Origin of the sequence: Methanoculleus sp. UBA430 (assembly GCF_002506585.1) — an archaeon.
Taxonomy (GTDB): domain Archaea; phylum Halobacteriota; class Methanomicrobia; order Methanomicrobiales; family Methanoculleaceae; genus Methanoculleus.
In genome coordinates, this window is sequence record NZ_DAXW01000016.1 from 1 (window position 1) to 21,497 (window position 21,497).

Below are 21,497 nucleotides of genomic sequence, written 5' to 3' on the forward strand. Positions count from 1 at the left end.
CGGGGTAAAAGTGGACGGACCAAGGGGGGCAATTCATCCCCACGGCTCAAGCCGGGGGCTTGCTTGCTCAGCTTGAACCCCGGATCTGTAAGGGCGAACCCTTATCCGGGATCCTGCCGGAGTATCTCTCTATGGAAGGACCGGATACGCTTGACGACTACCGGGAGAAGCGGGACTTTGCCCGGACGCCTGAGCCGCCGGGAGAGCCCGGCGCGGCTCGCGGCTTTCCCATCTTTGTCATCCAGAAACACGCCGCGACTTCGCTCCACTACGACTTCCGCCTGGAGGCAGACGGCGTCCTGAAGTCCTGGGCAGTTCCGAAAGGGCCGTCTCTCGACCCGAAGGAGAAGCGCCTTGCCGTCCCCACGGAAGACCACCCCCTCGGCTACGCCGACTTTGAGGGCGTCATCCCGGAGGGGAGTTACGGGGCGGGGACGGTCCTCGTCTGGGACCGGGGGATCTACCGGAACCTCACGCAGAAGGACGGGCAGGAGGTCGGGGTCGTCGAGGGCCTCCGGCGGGGCCACATCTCCGTCTGGATCGAGGGAGAGAAGGTCCGGGGCGGGTATGTCCTCACCCGCTTCCGGACCGGAAAGGGCGAGGCCTGGCTCCTCGTGAAGAAGGACGATGCGGAGGCAGACCCCGGCCGGGACCCGGTCAGAACGGAGCCCCGGTCGGTCGTCTCCGGGCGGACGCTCGAGGAGATAGCCGCAGAGGAGAGTGGATGACGGGCGAGCCCCTGCCAAGGGGAAGGGTTCCCGATATCCCTGTGGAGATGGGTGAGTTCACCTGCCCGATCTGCGGCAGACAGTACCCCACGCTCGAAGATCTCCACGCCCACGTTCAGCGCGCTCACCGGCACCCTCCGGAGATCCGGTGAGGGCACCGGCCTGCGGCGGGTCCCGGCCCAAAGCCCCTTCCGGGGGGTGGGACGGAGGACCGGTGTGCGCGGGAGATGGTGGAGGTGCCGGCCTTTGAAGTTGCCGGGAGTTAGCCCCGTAGTCACCGCCCGGTTGCCTTTCGGTCGGGGTTCTGGCTGGTGCGGGAGTGGAAGTTTTCAAATCCCAACTTAAGGGTTTTTCATCTCTGAAGTGAAACCAGAAAATAGTACCGGAAAAAGAACTATTTTCTCTGGCCCTGATTGCCCCCGGACCCCCGGAGCGAGAGCTGCTGGAAAGAGGGGATGTCTCAAAAACTTCATACCAAGTATAATTTTTGTTTGGTATTTCGCATAACCCCGGCCAAGCAAACCCTGTAAAGTCACCAATTTCAAAATCTGTCAAAAATACGTCACAGAATTTCAGATACCTCAAGATTGCTCCGGCCTAACCGGGAAATAACGGTTATTTCTCATTAGTCCAATGGATAAGTTTAAAATCTGAACTATCAAAAATTACAGTGATCAATCGATCAGAGATCCTCTCGAAGGTGAGATCATGGCTAGTAAAGTAATGACAAACAACGTTGCAGCAAACAACGTTATGGTACAGACAGCGAGCGACGCCGAGATCGTTACGCAGTTCAAAGAACGCGGGTGTTGGGGATTGTACACCAGCGTGGATTTGAAGGGATGCGACCCGGCGGCGATCAGGGACGCGGAGAAGATTCACCAGTTCATCCTTGAACTCTGCGACCTCATCGACATGCACAGGTTCGGCGAACCGCAGATCATTCACTTCGGCCCGTGTGAGAGAGTCGCCGGATTCTCCATGACCCAGCTCATCGAGACGTCGCTGGTCTCCGGTCACTTCGCGAACGAGACCAATGCGGCCTACCTCGACATCTTCAGCTGCAAAGAATACGAACCTTCGAAGGCAGCAGAGTTTTGCAGGAACTTTTTTGGGGCAGAATCAGCAACCTACCAGGTACTGTTCAGGGACTGAATACGAACACGGCACCCGGCGAACGCTTTAACGATAATCTATGACGGCAGAGAGCCGCTGCCATCTCCCATCCGCTTAATCCGGGCCTGCGAAGGGAGGCGGCCCCCACCCTCGATTTTATGTTTTTCCGGTTTTCTGAAGTTTTTGCCCGTGACCCCCGGGGATCCATGCCCTCTCGATCGATCGGAGACGCTCGCCGTGTCACGACCTCTCCCAGCACCGGGGGGGACGGGCGGCCGGAGGGCTGTGAAACGTGAACGAGGGCGGAAGTACAGAGAGGATGTTCGCCGGAACCGACTGTACCGATGCCGAATAAAAAAAGTGTTCAGGGGGACTCGTAGGGGTTCCGGAGACCCTTGGGGGTTCCGTCCGCCTTGAGGCCGACTGTCTTGCGTGCATCCACGTTCTTCTGGTTCTTCGTGATCTTCTCGGTCGCGAGCTTCTTGACGAGGTCGAGGCCGGGCTTGACCTGGTCCATCGGCTTCGTCTCGAAGCAGCCGGCCGCGATGGCGCCGTCCCAGACTGCGTTACCCTTCATGCTCCGCACAAAGACTGTGCTCCAGCCGTCGGGGCTGCCCACGGACCCGCTGGAGATGTCGGCGAGGTTCCCGACGTAGTCCAGGCAGACGTTGCAGCCGGGCTGCACGTACTTGTGAATCAGCTTTAAGGGCATCTGGCTGACTGCACCGCGCTCGGTGTAGACCGTGAACTTGCCCTTGCCGATGTCCATCTTCTTGACGGACTCCATCTTCTGGTTGCAGTGGTCCTCGACGATTGCCTCGAGCGCCTGGTAGGAGAGGTTCTCCATGCAGTAGATACCGAGCGCGAGGGCAATCTTGTCGTCGACGTCGCGCATGCCGATCGGGTAGAGCTGAGCCTTCCGGACAGCCTGGATCTGGCAGGGCACACCGACGATACCGACGCGGTCAAGACCGTAGCTGCGGGTCGCTTCCTTGATCAGGTAGAGGTTCGGGCTGATGGTGTAGCGCGTTCCGGCAGCGGCCAGGAGCTCTGCCTTCGAGGTCGCAACCATGGGCTCGGGTCTCCAGGGCTCATCGCTCGGCCCTGCGACGATGGCACCGTCGATAATGCCCTCTTCAAGCGCGTACGCGAAGAGCGTCGTGATGATACCGCCGTCCTGGGACTTCTTCAGGATGTCCTTGTCGGTCGAGCGTGCCGAGATCGCGGACTTGTAGTTACCGAGTACGTCCATTCTTCTCACCTCACTGCATGGCTCCCTTGATGGCGCCCATGATGGCCTCGTAGTTGTTCATGACGTCGAAGTTGAACCAACTCCGCGGGCACTGCGAGTAGCAGGCGCCGCACTTGATGCACTGGTCGCGGTTCACGTTCGGCTTGCCGTACTCCATGGTGATGGCACGGACCGGGCAGGTGCCGGCGCAGGTTCCGCATCCCATGCAGAGCCCCTGGTTGATGACATCGTACATCAGGTCGCAGCCGCAAGCCTCGTTGCCGCGCTGTGCGAGCTGCATCAGCGGGGTCAGGTAGGCGGTCGCGAGCTGCTTCTGCTCGTCGTTGCCCCGAAGAAGCAGGTAGGCCATGACGGCGACGTTTCTGACTTCCTGGGGGCACGGGGGACAGGACGGGATGTAGAGGTCAACATCGACGACCTCGCTGATCGGCACGAACGCTTCGTGGCCGGGCTGGTTCCACTGGCCGCCCCGGCAGAACCGGGTGATGTTGCCGTAGGCCGCGCAGGCGCCGTAGGCGACGAGCACCTTCGACTTGGCCCTTGCCTCTTTCAGTTCCTCTACCGAGAGTTCGTCGTTGAGACAGCAGGAACCCTCGACCAGGCACACGTCCATCTCGGGGACGTGGCGTACATCGACCAGGGTCAGTGCATAGACCAGGTCGGCGTAATCATCGAGCAGCTTGAAGAGACCCTCGTAGTTGTCCGCAAGCGTCACGAGGCATCCCGTACATCCGCTCAGGTGTAATTCACCTATCGTAATCTTATCTGCCACAGGCTTTTCCTCCTTTACAACTTCCACCTTTTCATCTACAATGACATCAGAGGGCTTCACCGCGGGCTTCTTCTGCGGCTCTGTTGCAGCAGGCTTTGCCTCCGGTTTCACCTCCGGCTTTCCCTCAGGTTTTCTGTGCGGTTTACTTCTCGCAGTCTTTACCTCGGGCTTTGCCTCAGGCTTCGTCGGCGGCTGGCTTGCAGCAGGCTTTGCCTCGGGCTTCACCTCTGGCTTCGTCTGCGGCTCGCTCGCCGCTGGTTTCACCTCAGGTTTGCTCTCCGGTTTTGCCTCCGGACTCTCCGGTGGTTTCTCCGGGCGGCGCCCAAAGATGCGTTCCTTGATGGTTGATAGCAGCCCCATATTCTACCCCAATTTCCTCCAGTACGATACGCACTGTTTTGGGAATGGCCTCCTCAACCTCCTCAGTGAGCCCCAGTTCAAACTCATGGCTCGCGACACGTTTTGGCTGGCACCCGACGATCGTGATATCGATGACGTCCTTTAATCGCTGCAGTGGTTCGGAAAGGTCCCACGAATGGGCATCCCGGTAAGAGCCCGGGGGCAGGTCTTCGGGCCGGAGTTTCGTCACATCACCGGGGTTTGCGCCGAAATCGGCGATATCGATGATGATCAACTTCTTCACCGGCACCTCTGCATCTTCCATCAACGTAAAGAGGAAGTGAGGGGCGCCAAGGCCGGCATCGATCACCTTGACGTTGTCGGGCAGTTGCAACTTCTGGAGTTCTTCGACGACTGCAGGGCCGAACCCGTCGTCCCCAAAGAGGGGGTTGCCGCATCCTGCGATCACGATCTCACGGAATAGCATGCGTGTACGCTCACTGAATGAGTTTCTGGGCCACTAATCTCTTGTCTTCGTCGATCACCAGCATGTGCGTCGCACAGGAGACGCAGGGGTCGTATCCACGCATGACAACTTCCGCGAGCCGCCAGGGTGCACCGGTCAGTGCACGGCTGCAGGTGGGGAAGTTCCAGGTGGTCGGGACGAGCATCCCGAAGTACTGCACCCGACCGTCTTTGACCTTGGCCAGGTGGACGTCGGTTCCACGGGGCGCTTCGTTCGCGGCCCATCCCAGGGATCCGTCGCCCTGCGGGATCTCGTCGGCGAGCACCGATCCGGAAGTGTCGAGCGCGTCGAGCGCATCGATGATGCCGTAGGCGGTCTCGGGGAACTCCATCTGGCGTGCAACTTGCAGGCCGATGGTGCCCTTCTCGTCGTAGTTCTTGAAGATGGCCTGACGTGCACGCGGTCCGACCTCGACGGGCTGGCCGTCGTAGAGCGGGACGCCGGTGCAGGCCTCCATCTGGGGCCAGGCTTTGGTGCCTACGGGGGAGGTGCCGCCGATCGGGTAGTTCGGGTCGGCTTCGTCGATCTCGACTTCGCCCATGTACCAATCCCAGGGGCGGACTTCGGTGAACCGCTCGGGGAACCACATCGGGGTCTCGTCGAGGCTCGAGCTGCCGTAGACCGGCGCGGTGGCCATGTAGCCCTGGTTGTGGTAGCCGAGTTCCTTCGGGATCGGGACCTCAACGCCGCCGACCTCAGCCCAGTCGCGCTTCTGGTAGTTCCGGAAGACCGCGATCATGAACTCCATCTGTTCCTGAGCAAGCACCCTGGATTCCTTCGCGAGATCGTAGATCTTTGCTTTCGCACGCGGGCTGATGTTCTTGTACATGCCGCCGACGCGGGGGTTGCTCGGGTGGATTGCCTCCCCGCCGACGATCTCACCGATGGTCTGCCCGATCTCACGGAGCCGCTGGATCCGAAGAGCGACGCTCCTGACCGGTTCTTCCTTGGTGAACGGATTGATCTTCACGTCGGTCCCGGGGATGTACATGTCCGGGAGGGAGAGGATGTTGTGGATGGCGTGGCTGTGCATCCTGTTGGCACACTGCAGGATGTAACGCAGGAGTTTTGCATCCTCGGGAATCTCGCACCCGATGGAAGCCTCCATCGCTTCGATACCCGCCAGGGTATGCGCAATCGGACAGATACCGCAGACGCGAGATGCGATCTTCGGAACCTGCTCCATCGTCTTGCCGATGGCGAGCTTCTCGACACCCCTGACCGGGGTGATACTGAGCCAGTCTCCACGCTCGACGATGCCTTCATCGTTGACCTTCAGAACGAGCTTTGAGTGGCCTTCATGTCTCGTTGTTGGGGAAATTTCTACAACTTTCGACAACTATATCGCCTCATTCCGATATTATGATGTTCTGAACACTATACCGGTGTTACCACACAATTTTGTACTGGAAACGTACGTGAGTACGTCAAGAGGAACTATGAAGAAAACAGAGTTTATACCTTTCGCTTGGGCGAATCCCAGAATATTATGTTATCTATATATAGTAACACGGAATATCAAAATATATTAACTTTATATAAAAAAAGTGCTATAATTTCTGACCTACAGCGCGCCTTCGTCCATCTCCGCGACGAGCTCCGCTATCGTCGCCTTTCGCTCCGCATAGGCATTGTGCTGGTGGATGCTCTCTTCATTCGTCTGCTTTATAGTAATTACTGAGTCTCCGGGGAGATCCCGGAACTGCGCGATCACTTTGCGGGCCATTTCGCGGACACAGTCCTCGACGAACCGTGGGTTCTTGTGGGCTTCCATCACCACATAACTCTCGTCGCCCCGCTTGAGAAGTTCGTAAATGCGCGCACTCATGGAATCTTTCAGGATCTTGATGATCTTCTCGAGGCTGATGTGCTGGTCGTCGTCGATCTCGATGCAGAGGAACCCCCGCCCGCGCTGGTTATGCGTGGCCATCGGCACCTCTTTGAAGAACGTGTCGATCTTGTCGTCCGCCACGCCGAGGTTCTCGAGGACATGCAGGGCATGGTCCTTCATGATGTTCTGGGCACAGGGGCAGGCGGTCATCCCGGTCACTTCGGCACCGATGCTCTTTCGGATGATCGGGTTTCCGTCGTTTCTCTGGGCTACGGCTCTCGCGTGGACATTCACGACCTCATGGCAGCTCGTCTCGCTGACCGGGGTCTCCCGCCGGACCATGAATTTGCTCCGCATCCTGACCTCGGTCCGCTCGGCGTATTCGTGCCGGTCCAGGAGTTTGCGCGCCACGGCGCTGCAGAGTTCTTCAATCTCCGTTACGTTCCCATCGATGGCCTGTTGCAGCACGTCATCGATCACCTCGAAATTCCGGGAGAGGTTCGCACCTTTGAGGCTTCCCGGCAGGTCGACGAAGACGTCGAACATGGAGATGAAGATGACCGGCCGTTTGCCAGGTCGGGCGACTTCAACAAGTTTTTGAACGTTTTTTACACCCACCCTGGTCAGATTGATACGGACCTCCGGCAGGCTGGACTGGACATCTGGCAGTTCCATCACAAATCCTCAATAATCTATGGTGATCAGAGTTTCTCTTCATCAACCTTAAAATGACCCTCCCAACAACCGGATCACTTTTATAGTATATTTATCAGGTCTGCTGCCCTATCGGAAGTGAGAACCTATGGTGCAGAAATATTACGAGTCCGACGTGAACCCCCGCGCCTTGGAGAGCAAGACCATCGCCGTCATCGGCTATGGCTCCCAGGGTCGCGGCCAGGCAATGAACCTGCGTGATTCCGGCTGCCGGGTCGTCATCGGCCTGCGGCCCGGCAACAGCTGGCAGAGAGCATCAGAAGACGGCTTCGACGTCTACCCCGTGGCAGACGCGGTCAAGCGTGCCGAAATCGTCCAGATCCTCCTCCCCGATGAGAACCAGGCTGCGATCTATCGCACCGAGATCAGTCCCAACCTCAGAGAGAACACCTGCCTGATGTTCTCGCACGGGTTCAACATCCACTACGGCCAGATCGTCCCCCCACCCACCGTCGACGTGGTCATGGTCGCCCCCAAGGGCCCCGGCCACATGGTCCGGCGGACCTACGAGGAGGGGAAAGGCGTTCCGGCCCTCATCGCCATCCACCAGGACGCCACGGGGAAGGCGCACGCCATCGCGCTCGCCTACGCCCGGGGGATCGGTGCGACCCGCGCGGTGGTGCTCGAGACGACGTTTGCCGAGGAGACCGAGACCGACCTTTTCGGCGAACAGGCGGTCCTCTGCGGCGGGATCACCTCCCTCATCAAGGCCGGGTTCGAGACCCTGGTGGATGCGGGGTATGCGCCCGAGATGGCCTACCTCGAGGTCCTGCACGAGACGAAACTCATCGTCGACCTGATCTACGAGGGTGGGTTCACGAAGATGCGCGACTCGATCAGCAACACTGCCCAGTACGGCGACCTGACGCGGGGACCGCGCGTCATCGGCCCGGAGACCTACGTTGCGATGCAGGAGATCCTCGAGGAGATCCAGGACGGCAGGTTTGCGCGGGAGTGGATGCTTGAGAACATGGTGAACCGCCCGGTCTTCAACGCGCTGACGAGAGCGGACGAGGAGCACCTGATCGAAGAGGTCGGGAAGGAACTCCGCTCGTTCATGCCGCAGTTCAAGAAGTAACACCCTTTTTTTCCGGCCGACACCCGTTTATATCAATCTGCCGTACCCTCCGGTATGGCTGTCTGCATCATCTATCATTCGGAGACCGGCAACACCCGGGCCGTCGCCGAACGGCTTGCCGCGGTGGTCGGCGGGAATCTCGTCGCGGTACGGGATCTTGCGAGCTACTCGAAGGTGGGGATGTATCTCAGAGGCGCTCCCCGTGCGATGCGGGAGGAGCGCGCCGTTATCGAGCCCGCCACGATCGACGTCTCCGGCTACGATACCGTCGTCGTCGGGACCCCTGTCTGGGCGAGGAGCCCGACGCCTGCGGTGAATGCGGCGATCAGCGCCCTTGTGGGCATCGAGGGGAAGGCCGCGGTCGTCTTCTGCACGTCGGGCGGGATGCCGGGGAAGACGCTGGAGAGGATCTCAGAGATGCTTGCCGGCCGGGGGGCCGATGTCCGGGGCGCGGTCGCGTTCACGGTGCGGGACGTGCGGCAGGGGGCGGCGGTGGACGCCCTGGCCGATCTCGTCCGGGGGTCTGAAAAAAGGGCGATCGTTCAGTAACGCATCAGCCGGGTCGTTGCAGAGAGCGCCGTCTCCATTTCTGCCGGCGCGATACTGACGGTCCCATCCCTCAACCGGAGAATGAGTGCATCGCCGCCGGCCGTGCCGATGGTCCGGTGCTCCACGCCGGCGAGAACGGCCTCGTCTCTCGCCGCGACCAGGAACCGGCCGCAGGTCTCGGCGAAGAGCGCCTCGACGGGGTCGCCGGCGAGCGAAACGTCCCCCCGGGGTGCGAACTTCGCGAGCGCCGCAAGGAGGCCGCCGCGCGAGAGATCGGTCGCGGCCGTGACCCGGCCATCCCGAACCAGCTCCCGGACGAGACCGACCGCGGCCGGATCTGCCGCCCCGGGCGCCGGACCGCCGCATCCCGTCACGGCGTCGAGGACCGACCCCCCGAAGTCGGGCGAAGTCCGCCCGATCAGGGCGAGGAGGTCGCCTTCGGCGGGCGCCGTCCACTCCCTGACCTCCCCGCGCCCGATCATCCCCAGCGAGGGCGTGGGCTTGATCGCCGTCCCGAACTCGTCGCTCTCGTTGTAGAGCGAGACGTTGCCGCCGACGACCGGGATTCCCATCCTCCGCGCCGCATCCCCAAGGCCGAGGACGGCCTCTTCAAGCTGCCAGGCGACCTCCGGGTGTTCGGGGCTCGCGAAGTTGAGGCAGTCGAGGATGCAGAGCGGCTCGGCGCCGAGGCAGGCGAGGTTGCTCGCGTTCTCGACGACGGCGTTCGCCGTCCCTTCGCGGGGCCTGAGGTATATGTGCCGGGGGTTGCACCCACAGGAGAGGACGAGGGCTTTGCCCTCCAGGCGGAGGACCGCGGCGTCGTGCTGAAACGAGACCGTCCGGAGCTGGACCTCTTTGTCATACTGCTCGTAGACCCAGTCCTTGCGGGCCACGTCGGGGTGGGCGAGGACCGCGAGGGCGAGGTCCTTTACCGGCGCCGCCGGGCGGGAGAACGGTGTCTCCGCCGAATAGGGCCTCATCTCCAGGGCGCAAAGCGGCGCTCCGCCGACGAGCAGAGCGATCGGGAGATCGGCCACGGTCTCACCGCGGAACCGCACGGTGTAGCGGGGTTCATGGATCACCTCGCCGATATCGCTCCAGACGAGGTCGTACTTCTCCGCGATCGCCCCCATCAGGCCGACGTCCTCGGGCGCGACCTCGATGAGCATCCGCTCCTGCGACTCGGCGAGCATGATCTCCCGCGGCACCATCCCGGGTTCGCGGAGGTGGACCCGGTCGGCGTGGATGACGGCGCCGAACGTACTCGCCATCTCGCTTGAGGCCCCGGCAAGCCCCGCCGCCCCGAGGTCGCGGCAGGAGAGGACCTTGCCGGTCCCTGCCATCGCGAGGATCGCCTCGATGAGGAGTTTCTCCGTATAGGGGTCGCCGACCTGGACGCTCGGCCGGTCGGCGGCCTCCGCATCCTCCGCGAGATCCCGCGAGGCGAACGATGCCCCCCCAAGCCCGTCTCGCCCGGTCGAAGAGCCGACAAGGACCAGCCGACTCCCCGGCCTTTTGGCCCGGGCGGTGATGTAACTGTCGGGATGCACGACGCCCACGCAGACGACGTTCACGAGCGGGTTTCCCGAGTAGGAGGGGTCGAAGGTGAGCTCGCCCCGGACGACCGGCACCCCGATGCAGTTGCCGTAACCCCCGATCCCGGCGACGATCTGCTCCATGAGGTAGCGGTTCTTCTCGCTCTCCAGGGGGCCGAAGTAGAGCGGGTCCATCAGGGCGATGGGGCGGGCGCCCATCGAGAGGACGTCGCGGACGATCCCGCCGACGCCGGTGGCGCTGCCGTCGTAGGGGTCCACGTAACTGGGATGGTTGTGGCTCTCCATCCCGACGGCAAGGGCACAGGTCTCGCTGAACCGGACGATGGCGGCATCGTCCCCCGGCCCGAGCAGCACCTCGCTTCCCTCTGTCGGCAGCGTCTTAAGGAGGTGTTTCGTGGACCGGTAACTGCAGTGTTCGCTCCAGAGGTTCTCGAAACAGGCGGCCTCGACGTCGGTTACGTCGCGGTCGAGGGTTCTATGCAGCAATGCGAGGTCCTGAACCGATACCATACGGTGAACCTGATGAGTGACCCATCTACATAAACGTGGTGCAGGCCCAGAGAATGAGGTACTCACTTTTTGACGTGACGCGACCAATACTGGGGTATGACCCCGTCATATGAAGACCTTCTGAAGGAGGCCTATACCAATATCACGGAGCCGACGGAGTTTGAAGATCGGTTCACCGTCCCTGTCGCCCGCGTCTTCATCGAGGGGAAGACGACGGTCCTTGAGAACTTCGCCGAGATCGCAGACACCCTCCGGCGCGACCCGGACCACCTGATGAAGCACCTCCTCGGCGAGCTCGGTACTGCCGGCAAGGTTGAGGGGACGCGGGCCGTCTTCTCCGGGAAGTTCGAGCAGGAGCAGATTAACACGATCATCAGGGGCTACGTCGAGGATTACGTCATCTGCTCCGAGTGCGGAAAGCCCGATACCCGCCTCGTCAAGACCGAGCGGGTCCTGACGCTGCGGTGCGACGCCTGCGGCGGTCACCGGCCTGTCCGGAAGCGGAAGTCGACGTTCGACCCGAACGCAGCGGCGAAACCTACCGAGGGCGCCATCATGGACGTCACCCCGCAGTTCCTCTCGAAGCGCGGCGACGGCGTCGTGAAGATCGACCGCTACACAATGTACGTCGCGAACGCAAAACCGGGTCAGACGGTGAAGATCAAGATCACCCGGATCGCCGGGACGATCATCTTTACCGAGCGTGCCGAATAGAGGAGGTCGGGTCCTTCCGGATCTCCACCCACAACCCCTCTTCTTCTTCCCTGATACGGGCGTGGGCGACACCGCTCTCTGCTAGTTCCCGCTGAAGCGTCCCCGGGGTCGCCCCCCCGCTTCTTCGGGCGATATCCCGGTCCCATTCGGGGTTCCGCCGCCGCATCTCGGTAAAGACAGTCTCGCGGAGCGCGGGGGTCCCGAAGCTGCCGCCGACGAACGCGACGCCGCCGGGGCGGAGGACCCGCTCGATCTCGCGGAACGCCTGCGGCCGGTCGTGCCAGAAGTAGATCGAGCCGCGGCTGACGATGAGCACGACGGCGTTGTCGCGAATTGACATGCAGTGGACGTCGCCGATGATCGGGGTTACTCGATCCGGGCAACCGGCTGCGGTCTCCTGCGCGATCCGGGCCATCGCCGGGTCGGTATCGAGAGCGATCATAGAGAGATTGCTCTTCTCCGCCAGCGCGACGGAGAGGAGGCCGGGGCCGCTCCCGATATCAAGGGCGATCCCATCCCGTGTTCCCGACCACGCGAGCACCTGCTCCGCGATGACGGGGTAGATAGGGGCAAAGACTTCCCGGGCGATCCGGGCGAAGCCTTCGGCGCTCTTCTTCATCGGGGTTATGCGGTATCGAGGGCTTTCATCTGTCCGAGGAGTTCGCCGGCGTAGCCGGAGAGCCGCTTTGCCGCGTCCGTGATTGCAAGAAGAGGTGACCGGCCGCCGGTCGTGGTGACGAAGAGTTCGGGGTCGGTGAACCGGAACGCCTGCCTGCGCTGTGCCACATCCACCTTGGGGTCGTGGATGAGTTCGGCGGCGAGCGCGTCGATGTAGGTGTTGGCCTCGCCTTCAAAGAGGATCCGGGCCTTGTCGTCAGTCAACTCCAGAAGTTTGAGTTTCATGGCCATACGCACTTTATGGTTGGGCCCGGAAGGGATTATAAGTATGGGTGTGGTCGGGGACGTCGGCTCCATCACCAGCAGAACGTCTCCATATCGTATCCCGCGTGCGGCATGTCCGGAGGGACCATGTGGCTCATGTGGACGCATCGGTAGTCCCGCGCCCCGACGTCGCTGGCGAACCTGACCGCCTCGGCGTAGTTCATATGCTTGGTGATATTGTAGCTCTCGGGAGCGATGGCGTCCACGAAGAGGAGGTCGATATCGGCGCCGCAGAGGAGGTCCCGGCTCGCCCTCGGGATATCCTCCCGCGTGTCGGCGGTATAGGCGACCGTGACACCGTCGTGCTCTAAGAGGAGACCGCAGGTGTAGACCGGGGGGTGGTTCACCGGAAAGAACGTGAAGGTGATCCCGAAGAGGTCGAAGGGCTCGTAGACCGGGACCGGGTGCTTCTCGAACGAGAGGAAGTGGAGGTAGCCGGAGCAGTAGTCCATCACCGGGGGCGGTGCGTAGGCCGGCGGCACCTTCTGCACCCGATAGAATTCACCAAAGCCGATGAAGTGGTCGTAGTGGCCGTGGGACCAGAGGACCGCGTCGATGTGGGGCGAGCAGGCCCGGAGGAGTTGCTGCCGGAGGTCCGGCGAGGATTCTATAAGAATGTGCTTTCCCTCAATCTCGATGAGGAGGGACGTCCGGAGCCTTGATCTTCCTGCCGCCGTTATCCCCCGACAGTTCTCGCAGTTGCACCCCACCTTCGGCGTCCCGATGGCGTCGCCGGTCCCAAGTAATGTGATCTGCATATCAGTAACCGATGCCGCGGATGATGTTGCGCTCTTCGACCCTGAGGAGACCCTGCTCGATGTCCGCCGGGTCGACGCGGCGCCGGTCCTCCATCAGCGCCGACATCACTGCCTCCTTCATCATCATGCGGAGGTCGGAGCCTGAGAACCCCTCCGTCCGGGCGGCGAGGTCCGAGAAGTCGCAGTCGCACTCGATTGTAGCGGCGACCTTTGCGAGGATCGCCTGCCGCATCTCCCTGTCCGGGAGCGGGAACTCGACGACCTCGTCGAACCGCCGCCAGGCCGCCTCGTCGAGAATGCGGGGATGGTTCGTCGCCCCGATGAGGAGGACGCCGTTCTTGACGAAACTGATCTGGTCGATGTTCTTTAAGAGCATATTCACGGCACGCTTCATCGCGCCGTGGTCGTCGCTGACCCGGGTCTTCGCGACGAAGTCGAACTCATCGATGAAGAGGATGCAGGGGGCGAGCTTCTTCGCGAGGTCGAAGATCCTGTCGATGTTCTTGGAGGTCTCGCCCAGGTACTGCGAGGTAACCATCGCAAGACGGACCTCGAGCACCGGCATGTGGAGCGCACGGGACATCGCGAGCGCGAGCGACGTCTTCCCGGTCCCGGGCGGGCCGACGAAGAGGAGCCGGCCGAACTCGTAGATGCCGTGCTCCTTTAAGAAATCCCGGTGTTCGAGTGCGACGCCGATCTTTCTGACGATCTCCTCCTGCCGCGGTGTGCAGACCAGTTTCGCGAGCGAGAACTCGACCTCGTCCGGCGCGCTGATGATGATCAGGTCGCGGGCCTCCCGCATCTCCTCGCTCCCGGCGATGAGTCGGGAGACCTTTGCCTCCATGTACTCCTTCGTGTCCTCGAACCGGGGGTTCTTTGTCCGGACATCCTGGTACCTAACGGCAGTCCCGTCCTTCCCCTCGAAGAAGTATGCGAGGACCGGGTTCTCACCGATCCTCTCCTCCCCGCCCTTCTTGAGGAACCATCCCGCCGCCGCGTCGAGCGAGGGCAGGCTCAGGCGCTGCCCGAAGTCGTCGTAACCGACGAACGGGTTTTTGCGGACACTCTGGCAGACGGCATCCGGGGTGCCGAAGACCTTCTTGAGCGCCCCCTCGCTCACGATCAGGGGGCGCTTCACCTCGGTGCTCCCGCCGCTTCCTGCGCCGAAGAACTCCCGACAGCGCGGGTGAAGGTCGTTGATGCCGAGGTCCTCGTTTCGGTTGAATATCTCCGCGGTGAGCAGGAGTTCCATGATGCCGAGGACGTCACGCGTACCCGTTTCGCTGGTCATATCTATGAACAGACATATTGGCGCGCGATATCAATAAGCGTAGCTCAACGGGTGGTGACCTCGCATCCCTCTTCCGTGACGATCAGGGTGTGCTCCGCCTGAGAGACGAACGATCCCGGCACGTCGTGCAGCATCGGGAAGGGGTGGAGGATTCCGGCCCGCACGAGGGTGGATAGGCCGATCTCGACCTTGTCGCCGGGGATCCAGCGGCGGGAGAACGGTAGGCCGCGCCGGGGCCGCGCCGTCTCGAGGATCCGCTTTGCCGACGGCAGGCGGGCGGGACGGGCTGCGATCTGCTGGTAGATCTCCACGCGCGTCGCCTCGCCGACCCTGCCCGACCCCGTCGTTGCGAAGGGCTCGATGGCAAAGACCATCCCCTCCTCAAGAACAGCCCCGCCGCTCATCGCGACGTTCGGGATGGTGGGCCTCGTGTGGAGGTTGTAGCAGTCGAGGCCGTGCCCGGTGAGGTTTGCGACCGGCTTGTAGCCGTGCTCCTCGATCGTTGCCTGGACGGCCGCCCCGAGCTCCCCGGTGGCGACCCCCGGGCGGACGAGGGCGATCGCCGCCTCGAGCGCTGAGCGTGATGCCTCGACGAGCGGACCGTGGTCGCCGAGGTCGACGGTCATGGCGGTGTCGGCGATGTAGCCGTCGATATGCACGCCGAGGTCGACCTTGACCAGGTCTCCGCGGGCAAACACCCGCTCGTCGCCGGGCATGGCGGTGTCGTGGGCCGCTGCCTCATTGAAGGAGACGTTCAAGGGGAAGGCGAGGAACGCTCCCTCCTCCGTCACCATCGTTTCCGTCGCTTCGACCATCTCAAGGAGGCCTGCCCCCTCCTTCACGAGCCCCGCGCCCCGGTGGAGTATTTTCTGTGCCAGCGCTCCTGCTTCGCGGTAGGCGTCGTAGACAACATCATCCATGATCATAGCGTGAGCTCTTCCGGGTATTGGGTGAACCGGTCAAAGCCGTCCGGGGTCACGGCACCCATGTCCTCCAGGCGGACGCCGCCGATGCCGGGGTAGTAGAGCCCCGGCTCGATGGTGATGACGTTCCCGGCGACGAGCGCTCCGCCCTGAGGTCCGAGCGACGGGTCCTCGTGCACCTCGAGCCCGACCCCATGGCCGAGGCTGTGGGTGAACCCGCGCATGTCACTCTCGTAGCCGCGGTCGCGGAAGAACTCGACCGTAGCACGGTAGAGGTCGGTGCCGACGGCCCCGGCCCTGACCATTGAAGCCGCGAGAGCTTTTGCGTCCCGGACCGCCTCGTATATCTCGCGGATCTCCGGTGACGGCTCGCCCTTCACGACCGTCCGGGTCATGTCGGCATGGTAGCCGCTCCGCTCGTCCTGGGGGTAGATGTCGATGACGATCGGCTCGTCCTCCTGGAGCGGCCCGAACCCTTCGTTGTGCGGCAGGGCAGTGTCGGGGCCGCAGGAGACGATGGTGTCGACTCCCCGGCAGCCGTGGGCGAGAAGGAGGGCGTGCATCGTGGCACGGACGGCCTCAGAGGTGAGGGGCTCACCGTTGCGGTACAGGATGCCTCCCTTCGGGACGGAGGCGCGGATGAGGGCGATTCCCCGTTCCAGTGCCGCCTCGGTGACCCGCTGGACCGAGCGGATGCGGTCGATTTCGTCGGGGGTCTTGACCGCCCGGATTCCCTCGACTGCTCCCTTCTCGTCGAGGAGAACCGGGTGAAACGACTCGAGCTCGCGGGCGAGGGCGAGCGGGAAGGTCGCGGGGACGAGGACGGGACCGGCGGCGAGGTCTGCAATCATGTGGGCGGTCGCCCGCCAGCGCGTCTCCCCGGCTTTGACGTGCTCGAGGTAGCCGGCGTCAGCGCGGGTGACGACCGCTGCAATCGATTCCCGGACCGCCCGCTCGTGCTCCATCTGCGGGACGACGATCATCCCGCGCTCGCCGGGCTTTGCCACGTAGACCACGGGGTCGGTGGTGCGGAACCGGGTGAGGTAGCGCACGTTGGCATCTGCAGACGATCCGTAGGCTGCGTATGCTGCTGCCCCGGCATCCCGGATAGCAGAATCCAGTCCGTTCATTCTACCAGCTCTTCTGTTGAAACCACAAGTACTTTTACCACCACGTTGAAGTATGAATAATGGATGAGGCAACCAAACAGGTCTTCAAGGCTAAGTTTGCCATGCTGACGATCATGTTAAACGTCATCGTCCTCTGCTTCGCCATGGGTGTCTTTGTCCTCCTCCGGTTCGCGCCCGAGGGAACCATCGGCCTTGCTATCGGCATTCTTCTCCTTGCTGTCGGGGCGGTCTTTGCCGTATCGTTCCGGAAGCGGTACACCCAGGCAAAGGTCTGGCTGCACGAACAACCGTAACGCGCAAAGAGTATTTGATAGGTATGCTGGCTAAACTCAGATCCGAGATCGAACTCCTCTCAAGGCACCTTGAGGTGATCCGGGCGGTCGTGGAGCACCAGCCCATCGGCATCATGAAGCTCTCCGAGGTCTTGGACCTCCCCTATCACCGGGTCCGCTATTCGCTGCGGATTCTTGAGCAGGAAGGCTACATCCGGGCTTCGCCGGCGGGCGCGGTGGCGACGCCGCTCGCGGCGGACCTTCTTTCGGGTCTCGAGGGCGAGGTCGACGGACTGATCGATCTCCTCGTCAGCATCAAGCAGGAGAACTCCCGTAATGTTTAATACGGTTCAGACAAGACATTATAGAGCACTTGTTCCAGTGCCGCCATAACTCAGTTGGTAGAGTGGCTGGCTGTTAACCAGCATGTCACAGGTTCGAGTCCTGTTGGCGGCGTCATTCTTTTTCCTGTTACTGTCATAATAACGGTAACGGGCTTAATCCCTGTTTTCTCCTTGAGTTTGTCCCAAAACACCTTTGCCGGGAGGGGGTGTCCTCCTCCCGGACCCTTCCCCGCGTGGCGATACCCTATGGAAAGCCGTTTCACCCTTCTAGTCCCGAATACGGTTTAGATGGCAGATCCCGAAGATATAAATGTTTCAACCAGGGTATACCGGTGGTTCACAGATCCTTTTGGGACAACCTCCCTATAAGGTTGCAACGATGGGTCCCTGATACGCCCTTACAGATCCGATTATCCAGCCATCCTGTAGGGGCCTTGCGTACATACGGACGGCCCGACGCCTGCTGCCGGCACCGGCTCATCCGAATAACAGGCGTTCTATTCGGAAGCGATCCCGGACGTTCCTGGCACCTTCGCTTCCCTGCCATTCATGATATATGCGTTATATATTATTTTGTCAGAAATATATATATACACTCATGTGTATTCTCTGGATGTATGAGGGTGATCTGCACAACCCCCGGGGGTATATCCCCACCTGTTGCTCATGTAAAACCCGAAACGGACCAATATTCTGCTTCTCGATCACACAATCCCTTCTCTGACGAGTCTCTTCGTGGATATGCGTAGATCTGTTTTGCCTTCCCTCATGCGGATGTATCCTCTGGTCCAGAAGGAAAAACTCGAAGGTGAACCGACATGAAATATATAAGCGCAGGACATGTAACTCTAGTTGTTTTTCTTATTATTGCTCTTCTTGCAGTCGCGTCCGCCGCCGATATTGGCGGATCGAACATAACCGGTAACGTGACTGTCCCTGGCGGAATGAACGGGACCGGGAGTCTCCCCCCGCCGGGGTTTGAGAACCTCAGTGTTCAGGTCATAGCGTCGACCATAGGCCCGGCACAGGCAACTATCGGCGGCGACATCGTCGTCTGGGTGGACAATGTCAGCGGGCAGACTGATCTCTTCCTGTATAACCTCACCAACGGCGAGGTCCAGCAGATCTCGGACGATCCATTGGAGAAGATGGATCCGTTCACCGATGGCAAGCGGCTTATCTGGAGCCAGAATTTCAACGACCAGTGGGATCTCAACCTCTATGACTTCACGACCGGTGCGCAGGTATTGCTGACCAACGATGCGGCCGTCGAGAGACACCCCTCGATCTTCGGGAATACCGTTGTCTGGAGCGCTGAAAACGAAACCGGGTGGAATGTCTATAAATTGGAGTTGTCCGGAGGTCCGACGGGGAACGTGACCCCGCCCGGAGGCGTCACCCCGACACAGTCCCAGTTCCCGGCGCAACCCCGGTACGGAGGCGCCACTCCGGCACAACCTGTGGGGCCGCCTGTTTGATGAACCCAGATGGCACCCGCCTGCTGCCGGCACCGGGGATCTCTTAGCGGCAGCAGGACCCGCCCCGATACGTTATCAGAAGGAAAGTGATGCAATTGAAAGAGAACTGTTCAGGAGACTGCCGGGAGATCCTGGCCGGAGCCATGCAACGTCTGCACGAGATCAAGAAACTGCAGGCTGCAGGCCTCATATGCCATGACGGGGATTTCGTCCCCTCGGTCCATTACCCGCCCATCACACAGTATGCTCCCATCACCGAAGATGAGCTCTTTGCCGGCTATACCCTGCCTGAGGACGAACTCCTCGACATCTATGTGCATTTCCCGTTCTGCAAGCAGCACTGCACTTTCTGCCATTATCCGGTCAAACTGGGAGAGCAGACAGAGGAGAAGGACCGTTACCTGACTGCCCTGGAACGGGAGATGGACACTTACATGGCCCGGTTGGGCATCGGGCGTATCAAGGCCAGATCAATCCTGATCGGTGGTGGTACGCCCACCTCCCTTGCCCCGGAACAGCTGGAACGGTTTCTCCGGTTCTTCTGCGAACGGGTCGATCTGAGGCAGTGCAGCCAGTTTAACTACGACGTCGACCCCGGCACGCTTGTCGGAAGCGTCGGCCTTGAGCGTTTACGCATCATGATGGAGTACGGTGCGAATCGCCTGACTATCGGCGTGCAGTCGCTCGACGACAGTGTGCTGAAGGCCATGAACCGGCCCCACGATGCCCGGACCGCAATCGAGGCAATCGAGAACAGCCGCCGGTTCGGCTATCAACTCAACATAGAGTTTATCTTCGGTCATACTGGAGAAACCCTGGAAAACTGGATTGCCGTCATGGAGAAGGCCGTCACGTTGCCGGTAGACGAGATACAGCTTTACCGCCTGAAAGTTCTTCCATATGGGGACCGCCACGGTAGCGTCGTCAGACTCCGGAGAAAGGATCCGCTCAGCATCCCGCCGTTTGAGGACACCATGATGATGAAGCAGGTTGCCATCGAGATCCTCAGGAGGCATGGCTTCCAGGAGAATCTCCGTCGTGTTTACTCGAAAAAGAAGGAGCACTACTCGCACTATGCCTATAACCAGTGCTGCATGCTCTACGACCAGGTTGGATTCGGGATTACAGCGTTCAGCAGTCTCAGGGATAGATTCGGACTGAATACGCAGCATTTCGACGAGTATTACGCCTGGATCGAGAAAGGAAGTCTCCCGCTGAACCGCGGCATTGTCCGCGACAGGGAGGCTCAGGTGCGGTGGGCAACGGTTCTGCCGCTCAAGAACAGCGAGCTCAGGAAAGCCCGCTTTGAGGAAGTGACGGGGATCCCCTTCGATACCGTCTTCAGAGCCAAGGTCGCCCGACTGAAGGAATTTGGGTTGATCGTGGAGAATCAGAACATCGTCCGCCTCACGGAGTTAGGCGCGTTTGTTGCCGATGAAGTGGTCGAGCAGTTCAACGCGAATGAGTTCATGCCGTTCTCAAGCGATGCATATGCGCCCGGACCGTTGCACCCTTACGCCGACAACACTCCCCGGGATGCCCTGGGAAGCACCGGCCCTCCTGCAACGTCCGGCGCCATCCCGGCAGACGACGTTGCGGACGACCCCCGGAGGTGCGGTCGTCCATGAACGATCAGCAGTTGCCGGGCTCGTCCATCCTCTCGATGGGCGACCGACAACTCTTACGCTTATTGACCTCAACGGGGGACCTGCAGCAGGAGCTGTTCCGGCAGGCAAGGTCAGTGCGGCACCGTTATTCGGGCGATGAGGTGAAACTCCGCGGCGTCATCGAAATCTCCAACATCTGTCAGAAGGACTGCGACTACTGTGCAATGCGCCGAAGCAACAGGTCTCTGGACCGGTTCAGGCTCGATGCGGAGACGATCTTGGCCGTTGCCGGGGAGATCCGGGATGTCGGCATCACGACGATCTTTCTCCAGGCAGGGCAGGACCGGCACTGCGACGCAATCCTGAACGAGGTCATCCCTGCAATCGCACACGATCTGGGGGCAGAAGTTCTCTTAAATGTCGGTGAGCGCAGCAGCGAGACCTACGAACGGTTTGCACAACTGGGAGCCCGCTCGTTCATCATGAAGTACGAGACCTCCGACGCCGGCCTGTACCATGCGATCACGCATGGACCGCTCGACCGGAGGCTCCAGTGCATGAAGTGGATACGGGATGTGGGCATGAAGATCGGGACGGGTAATATCGTCGGGCTGCCGCAGCAGTCGATCGAAAGTCTGCTTTCAGATATCCGCCTGGCCTTTGAATTCAGGCCGGATTTCGTCAGCGCGGCCCCCTTCATACCCAACCCGGGAACGCCGCTCCAGGACCGGGCTCTCGGCGATCTCAACCTCACGCTCAACACGATGGCCATTCTGCGCATCGGACTGAAGGATGCGTTGATCCCATCGGTCAGCGCCCTGGAGTACGTCCGACCCGGGGGTCAGCTCATGGGGTTGAATGCAGGAGCGAACGTCATGACCATCAACTTCACCCCGCATTCCTATCGGGAGAACTACAGGATCTACGCTCAAGACCGCTTCATCGTAACGCTCAACCACGCTATCGAGACGGCTAAATCAGCCGGATTAGACGTGGATCTCGGGATTCAGCTCAGGATTGCTGCGTCGAACTCCGCATCGTCGAAGGGCGATTCGTGAGGAGAGGAG

Annotated in this window: 23 protein-coding genes and 1 tRNA gene; 12 read left to right on the plus strand and 12 right to left on the minus strand. The window is 61.1% G+C overall.

The features are described from left to right. Positions 1-131: 131 nt before the first annotated feature. The 3 genes from BRA49_RS11715 to speD all read left to right on the plus strand — a co-directional run bounded on the left by BRA49_RS11715 (position 132) and on the right by speD (position 1,883). Entirely contained in the window at positions 132-728 is a 597-nt protein-coding gene (locus BRA49_RS11715; RefSeq protein ID WP_292386281.1) for a DNA polymerase ligase N-terminal domain-containing protein, read from the plus strand. After that, positions 725-880 (plus strand): C2H2-type zinc finger protein, encoded by a 156-nt coding sequence (locus BRA49_RS11720; protein WP_292386282.1) that lies wholly within the window; start codon positions 725-727, stop codon positions 878-880. Before BRA49_RS11715 ends, BRA49_RS11720 begins: the two co-directional genes overlap by 4 nt. Positions 881-1,436: 556 nt before the next feature. Continuing rightward, a complete protein-coding gene (gene speD, locus BRA49_RS11725; RefSeq protein WP_292386283.1) occupies positions 1,437-1,883 on the plus strand; it encodes an S-adenosylmethionine decarboxylase in 447 nt (148 codons plus the stop codon). 325 nt (positions 1,884-2,208) lie between these two features. On the opposite strand, the gene frhB is transcribed toward speD, so the two are convergent. The 5 genes from frhB to mptA form a co-directional block, all read right to left on the minus strand. After that, positions 2,209-3,096 (minus strand): coenzyme F420 hydrogenase subunit beta, encoded by an 888-nt coding sequence (gene frhB, locus BRA49_RS11730; RefSeq protein ID WP_292386284.1) that lies wholly within the window; start codon positions 3,094-3,096, stop codon positions 2,209-2,211. Between the two features lie 10 nt (positions 3,097-3,106). Beyond that, complete coding sequence (gene frhG / locus BRA49_RS11735; protein WP_292386285.1) at positions 3,107-3,868, minus strand: coenzyme F420 hydrogenase subunit gamma; 762 nt, start codon at positions 3,866-3,868, stop codon at positions 3,107-3,109. Between the two features lie 265 nt (positions 3,869-4,133). Further along, the gene (gene frhD / locus BRA49_RS11740; protein ID WP_292386286.1) at positions 4,134-4,694 is read right to left on the minus strand and encodes a coenzyme F420-reducing hydrogenase, FrhD protein; all 561 of its coding nucleotides are present in this window, start codon (positions 4,692-4,694) and stop codon (positions 4,134-4,136) included. Between the two features lie 10 nt (positions 4,695-4,704). Beyond that, entirely contained in the window at positions 4,705-6,072 is a 1,368-nt protein-coding gene (frhA, locus tag BRA49_RS11745; RefSeq protein WP_292386287.1) for a coenzyme F420 hydrogenase subunit alpha, read from the minus strand. Positions 6,073-6,297: 225 nt separating this feature from the next. Further along, positions 6,298-7,239, minus strand: coding sequence for a GTP cyclohydrolase MptA (gene mptA / locus BRA49_RS11750; protein ID WP_292386288.1), 942 nt, complete (start codon positions 7,237-7,239; stop codon positions 6,298-6,300). 127 nt (positions 7,240-7,366) lie between these two features. Between mptA and ilvC the strand changes: the two genes are divergently transcribed. Both ilvC and BRA49_RS11760 read left to right on the plus strand, forming a co-directional pair. Continuing rightward, complete coding sequence (gene ilvC / locus BRA49_RS11755; protein WP_292386289.1) at positions 7,367-8,356, plus strand: ketol-acid reductoisomerase; 990 nt, start codon at positions 7,367-7,369, stop codon at positions 8,354-8,356. A gap of 54 nt (positions 8,357-8,410) precedes the next feature. Then, positions 8,411-8,905 carry a flavodoxin family protein gene (locus BRA49_RS11760; RefSeq protein ID WP_292386290.1) on the plus strand — a complete coding sequence of 165 codons (495 nt, stop codon included), beginning with the start codon at positions 8,411-8,413 and terminating at the stop codon, positions 8,903-8,905. On the opposite strand, the gene purL is transcribed toward BRA49_RS11760, so the two are convergent. Next, positions 8,899-10,971: a phosphoribosylformylglycinamidine synthase subunit PurL gene (gene purL, locus BRA49_RS11765; protein ID WP_292386291.1), complete on the minus strand. Its 2,073-nt coding sequence runs from the start codon at positions 10,969-10,971 to the stop codon at positions 8,899-8,901. The two genes, BRA49_RS11760 and purL, sit on opposite strands and share 7 nt — an antisense overlap. 96 nt (positions 10,972-11,067) lie before the next feature. Between purL and BRA49_RS11770 the strand changes: the two genes are divergently transcribed. Then, positions 11,068-11,685 (plus strand): translation initiation factor IF-2 subunit beta, encoded by a 618-nt coding sequence (locus tag BRA49_RS11770; protein ID WP_292386292.1) that lies wholly within the window; start codon positions 11,068-11,070, stop codon positions 11,683-11,685. On the opposite strand, the gene BRA49_RS11775 is transcribed toward BRA49_RS11770, so the two are convergent. The 6 genes from BRA49_RS11775 to BRA49_RS11800 all read right to left on the minus strand — a co-directional run bounded on the left by BRA49_RS11775 (position 11,666) and on the right by BRA49_RS11800 (position 16,729). After that, the gene (locus tag BRA49_RS11775) at positions 11,666-12,304 is read right to left on the minus strand and encodes a class I SAM-dependent methyltransferase (RefSeq protein WP_292386293.1); all 639 of its coding nucleotides are present in this window, start codon (positions 12,302-12,304) and stop codon (positions 11,666-11,668) included. The genes BRA49_RS11770 and BRA49_RS11775 overlap by 20 nt on opposite strands. A gap of 5 nt (positions 12,305-12,309) precedes the next feature. Further along, positions 12,310-12,588, minus strand: coding sequence for a DNA-directed RNA polymerase subunit L (locus BRA49_RS11780; RefSeq protein ID WP_292386294.1), 279 nt, complete (start codon positions 12,586-12,588; stop codon positions 12,310-12,312). Positions 12,589-12,659: 71 nt separating this feature from the next. Next, positions 12,660-13,385 (minus strand): MBL fold metallo-hydrolase, encoded by a 726-nt coding sequence (locus tag BRA49_RS11785; RefSeq protein ID WP_292386295.1) that lies wholly within the window; start codon positions 13,383-13,385, stop codon positions 12,660-12,662. Between the two features lies 1 nt (position 13,386). Then, positions 13,387-14,676 carry an ATP-binding protein gene (locus tag BRA49_RS11790; RefSeq protein WP_292386296.1) on the minus strand — a complete coding sequence of 430 codons (1,290 nt, stop codon included), beginning with the start codon at positions 14,674-14,676 and terminating at the stop codon, positions 13,387-13,389. Between the two features lie 44 nt (positions 14,677-14,720). Continuing rightward, complete coding sequence (map, locus tag BRA49_RS11795) at positions 14,721-15,602, minus strand: type II methionyl aminopeptidase (protein WP_292386297.1); 882 nt, start codon at positions 15,600-15,602, stop codon at positions 14,721-14,723. Next, positions 15,599-16,729, minus strand: coding sequence for a M24 family metallopeptidase (locus BRA49_RS11800; protein ID WP_292386298.1), 1,131 nt, complete (start codon positions 16,727-16,729; stop codon positions 15,599-15,601). The genes map and BRA49_RS11800 overlap by 4 nt, the downstream gene beginning before the upstream one ends. Before the next feature lie 59 nt (positions 16,730-16,788). Between BRA49_RS11800 and BRA49_RS11805 the strand changes: the two genes are divergently transcribed. From BRA49_RS11805 to BRA49_RS11830, 6 genes are all read left to right on the plus strand, one after another. Continuing rightward, positions 16,789-17,022: a hypothetical protein gene (locus BRA49_RS11805; protein ID WP_292386299.1), complete on the plus strand. Its 234-nt coding sequence runs from the start codon at positions 16,789-16,791 to the stop codon at positions 17,020-17,022. A 23-nt stretch (positions 17,023-17,045) separates the two neighbouring features. After that, on the plus strand, positions 17,046-17,345 hold the full coding sequence (locus BRA49_RS11810) for a hypothetical protein (RefSeq protein ID WP_292386300.1): 300 nt from the start codon (positions 17,046-17,048) through the stop codon (positions 17,343-17,345). Positions 17,346-17,384: 39 nt separating this feature from the next. Continuing rightward, a tRNA-Asn gene (locus BRA49_RS11815) sits at positions 17,385-17,457 on the plus strand. A gap of 706 nt (positions 17,458-18,163) precedes the next feature. Beyond that, a complete protein-coding gene (locus tag BRA49_RS11820) occupies positions 18,164-18,823 on the plus strand; it encodes a TolB family protein (protein WP_292386301.1) in 660 nt (219 codons plus the stop codon). 89 nt (positions 18,824-18,912) lie between these two features. Next, complete coding sequence (locus tag BRA49_RS11825) at positions 18,913-20,451, plus strand: coproporphyrinogen-III oxidase family protein (protein WP_292386302.1); 1,539 nt, start codon at positions 18,913-18,915, stop codon at positions 20,449-20,451. After that, positions 20,448-21,488, plus strand: a complete 1,041-nt coding sequence (locus BRA49_RS11830) for a biotin synthase BioB (protein WP_292386303.1) — start codon at positions 20,448-20,450, stop codon at positions 21,486-21,488. Before BRA49_RS11825 ends, BRA49_RS11830 begins: the two co-directional genes overlap by 4 nt. The last annotated feature ends 9 nt before the right edge of the window (positions 21,489-21,497 follow it).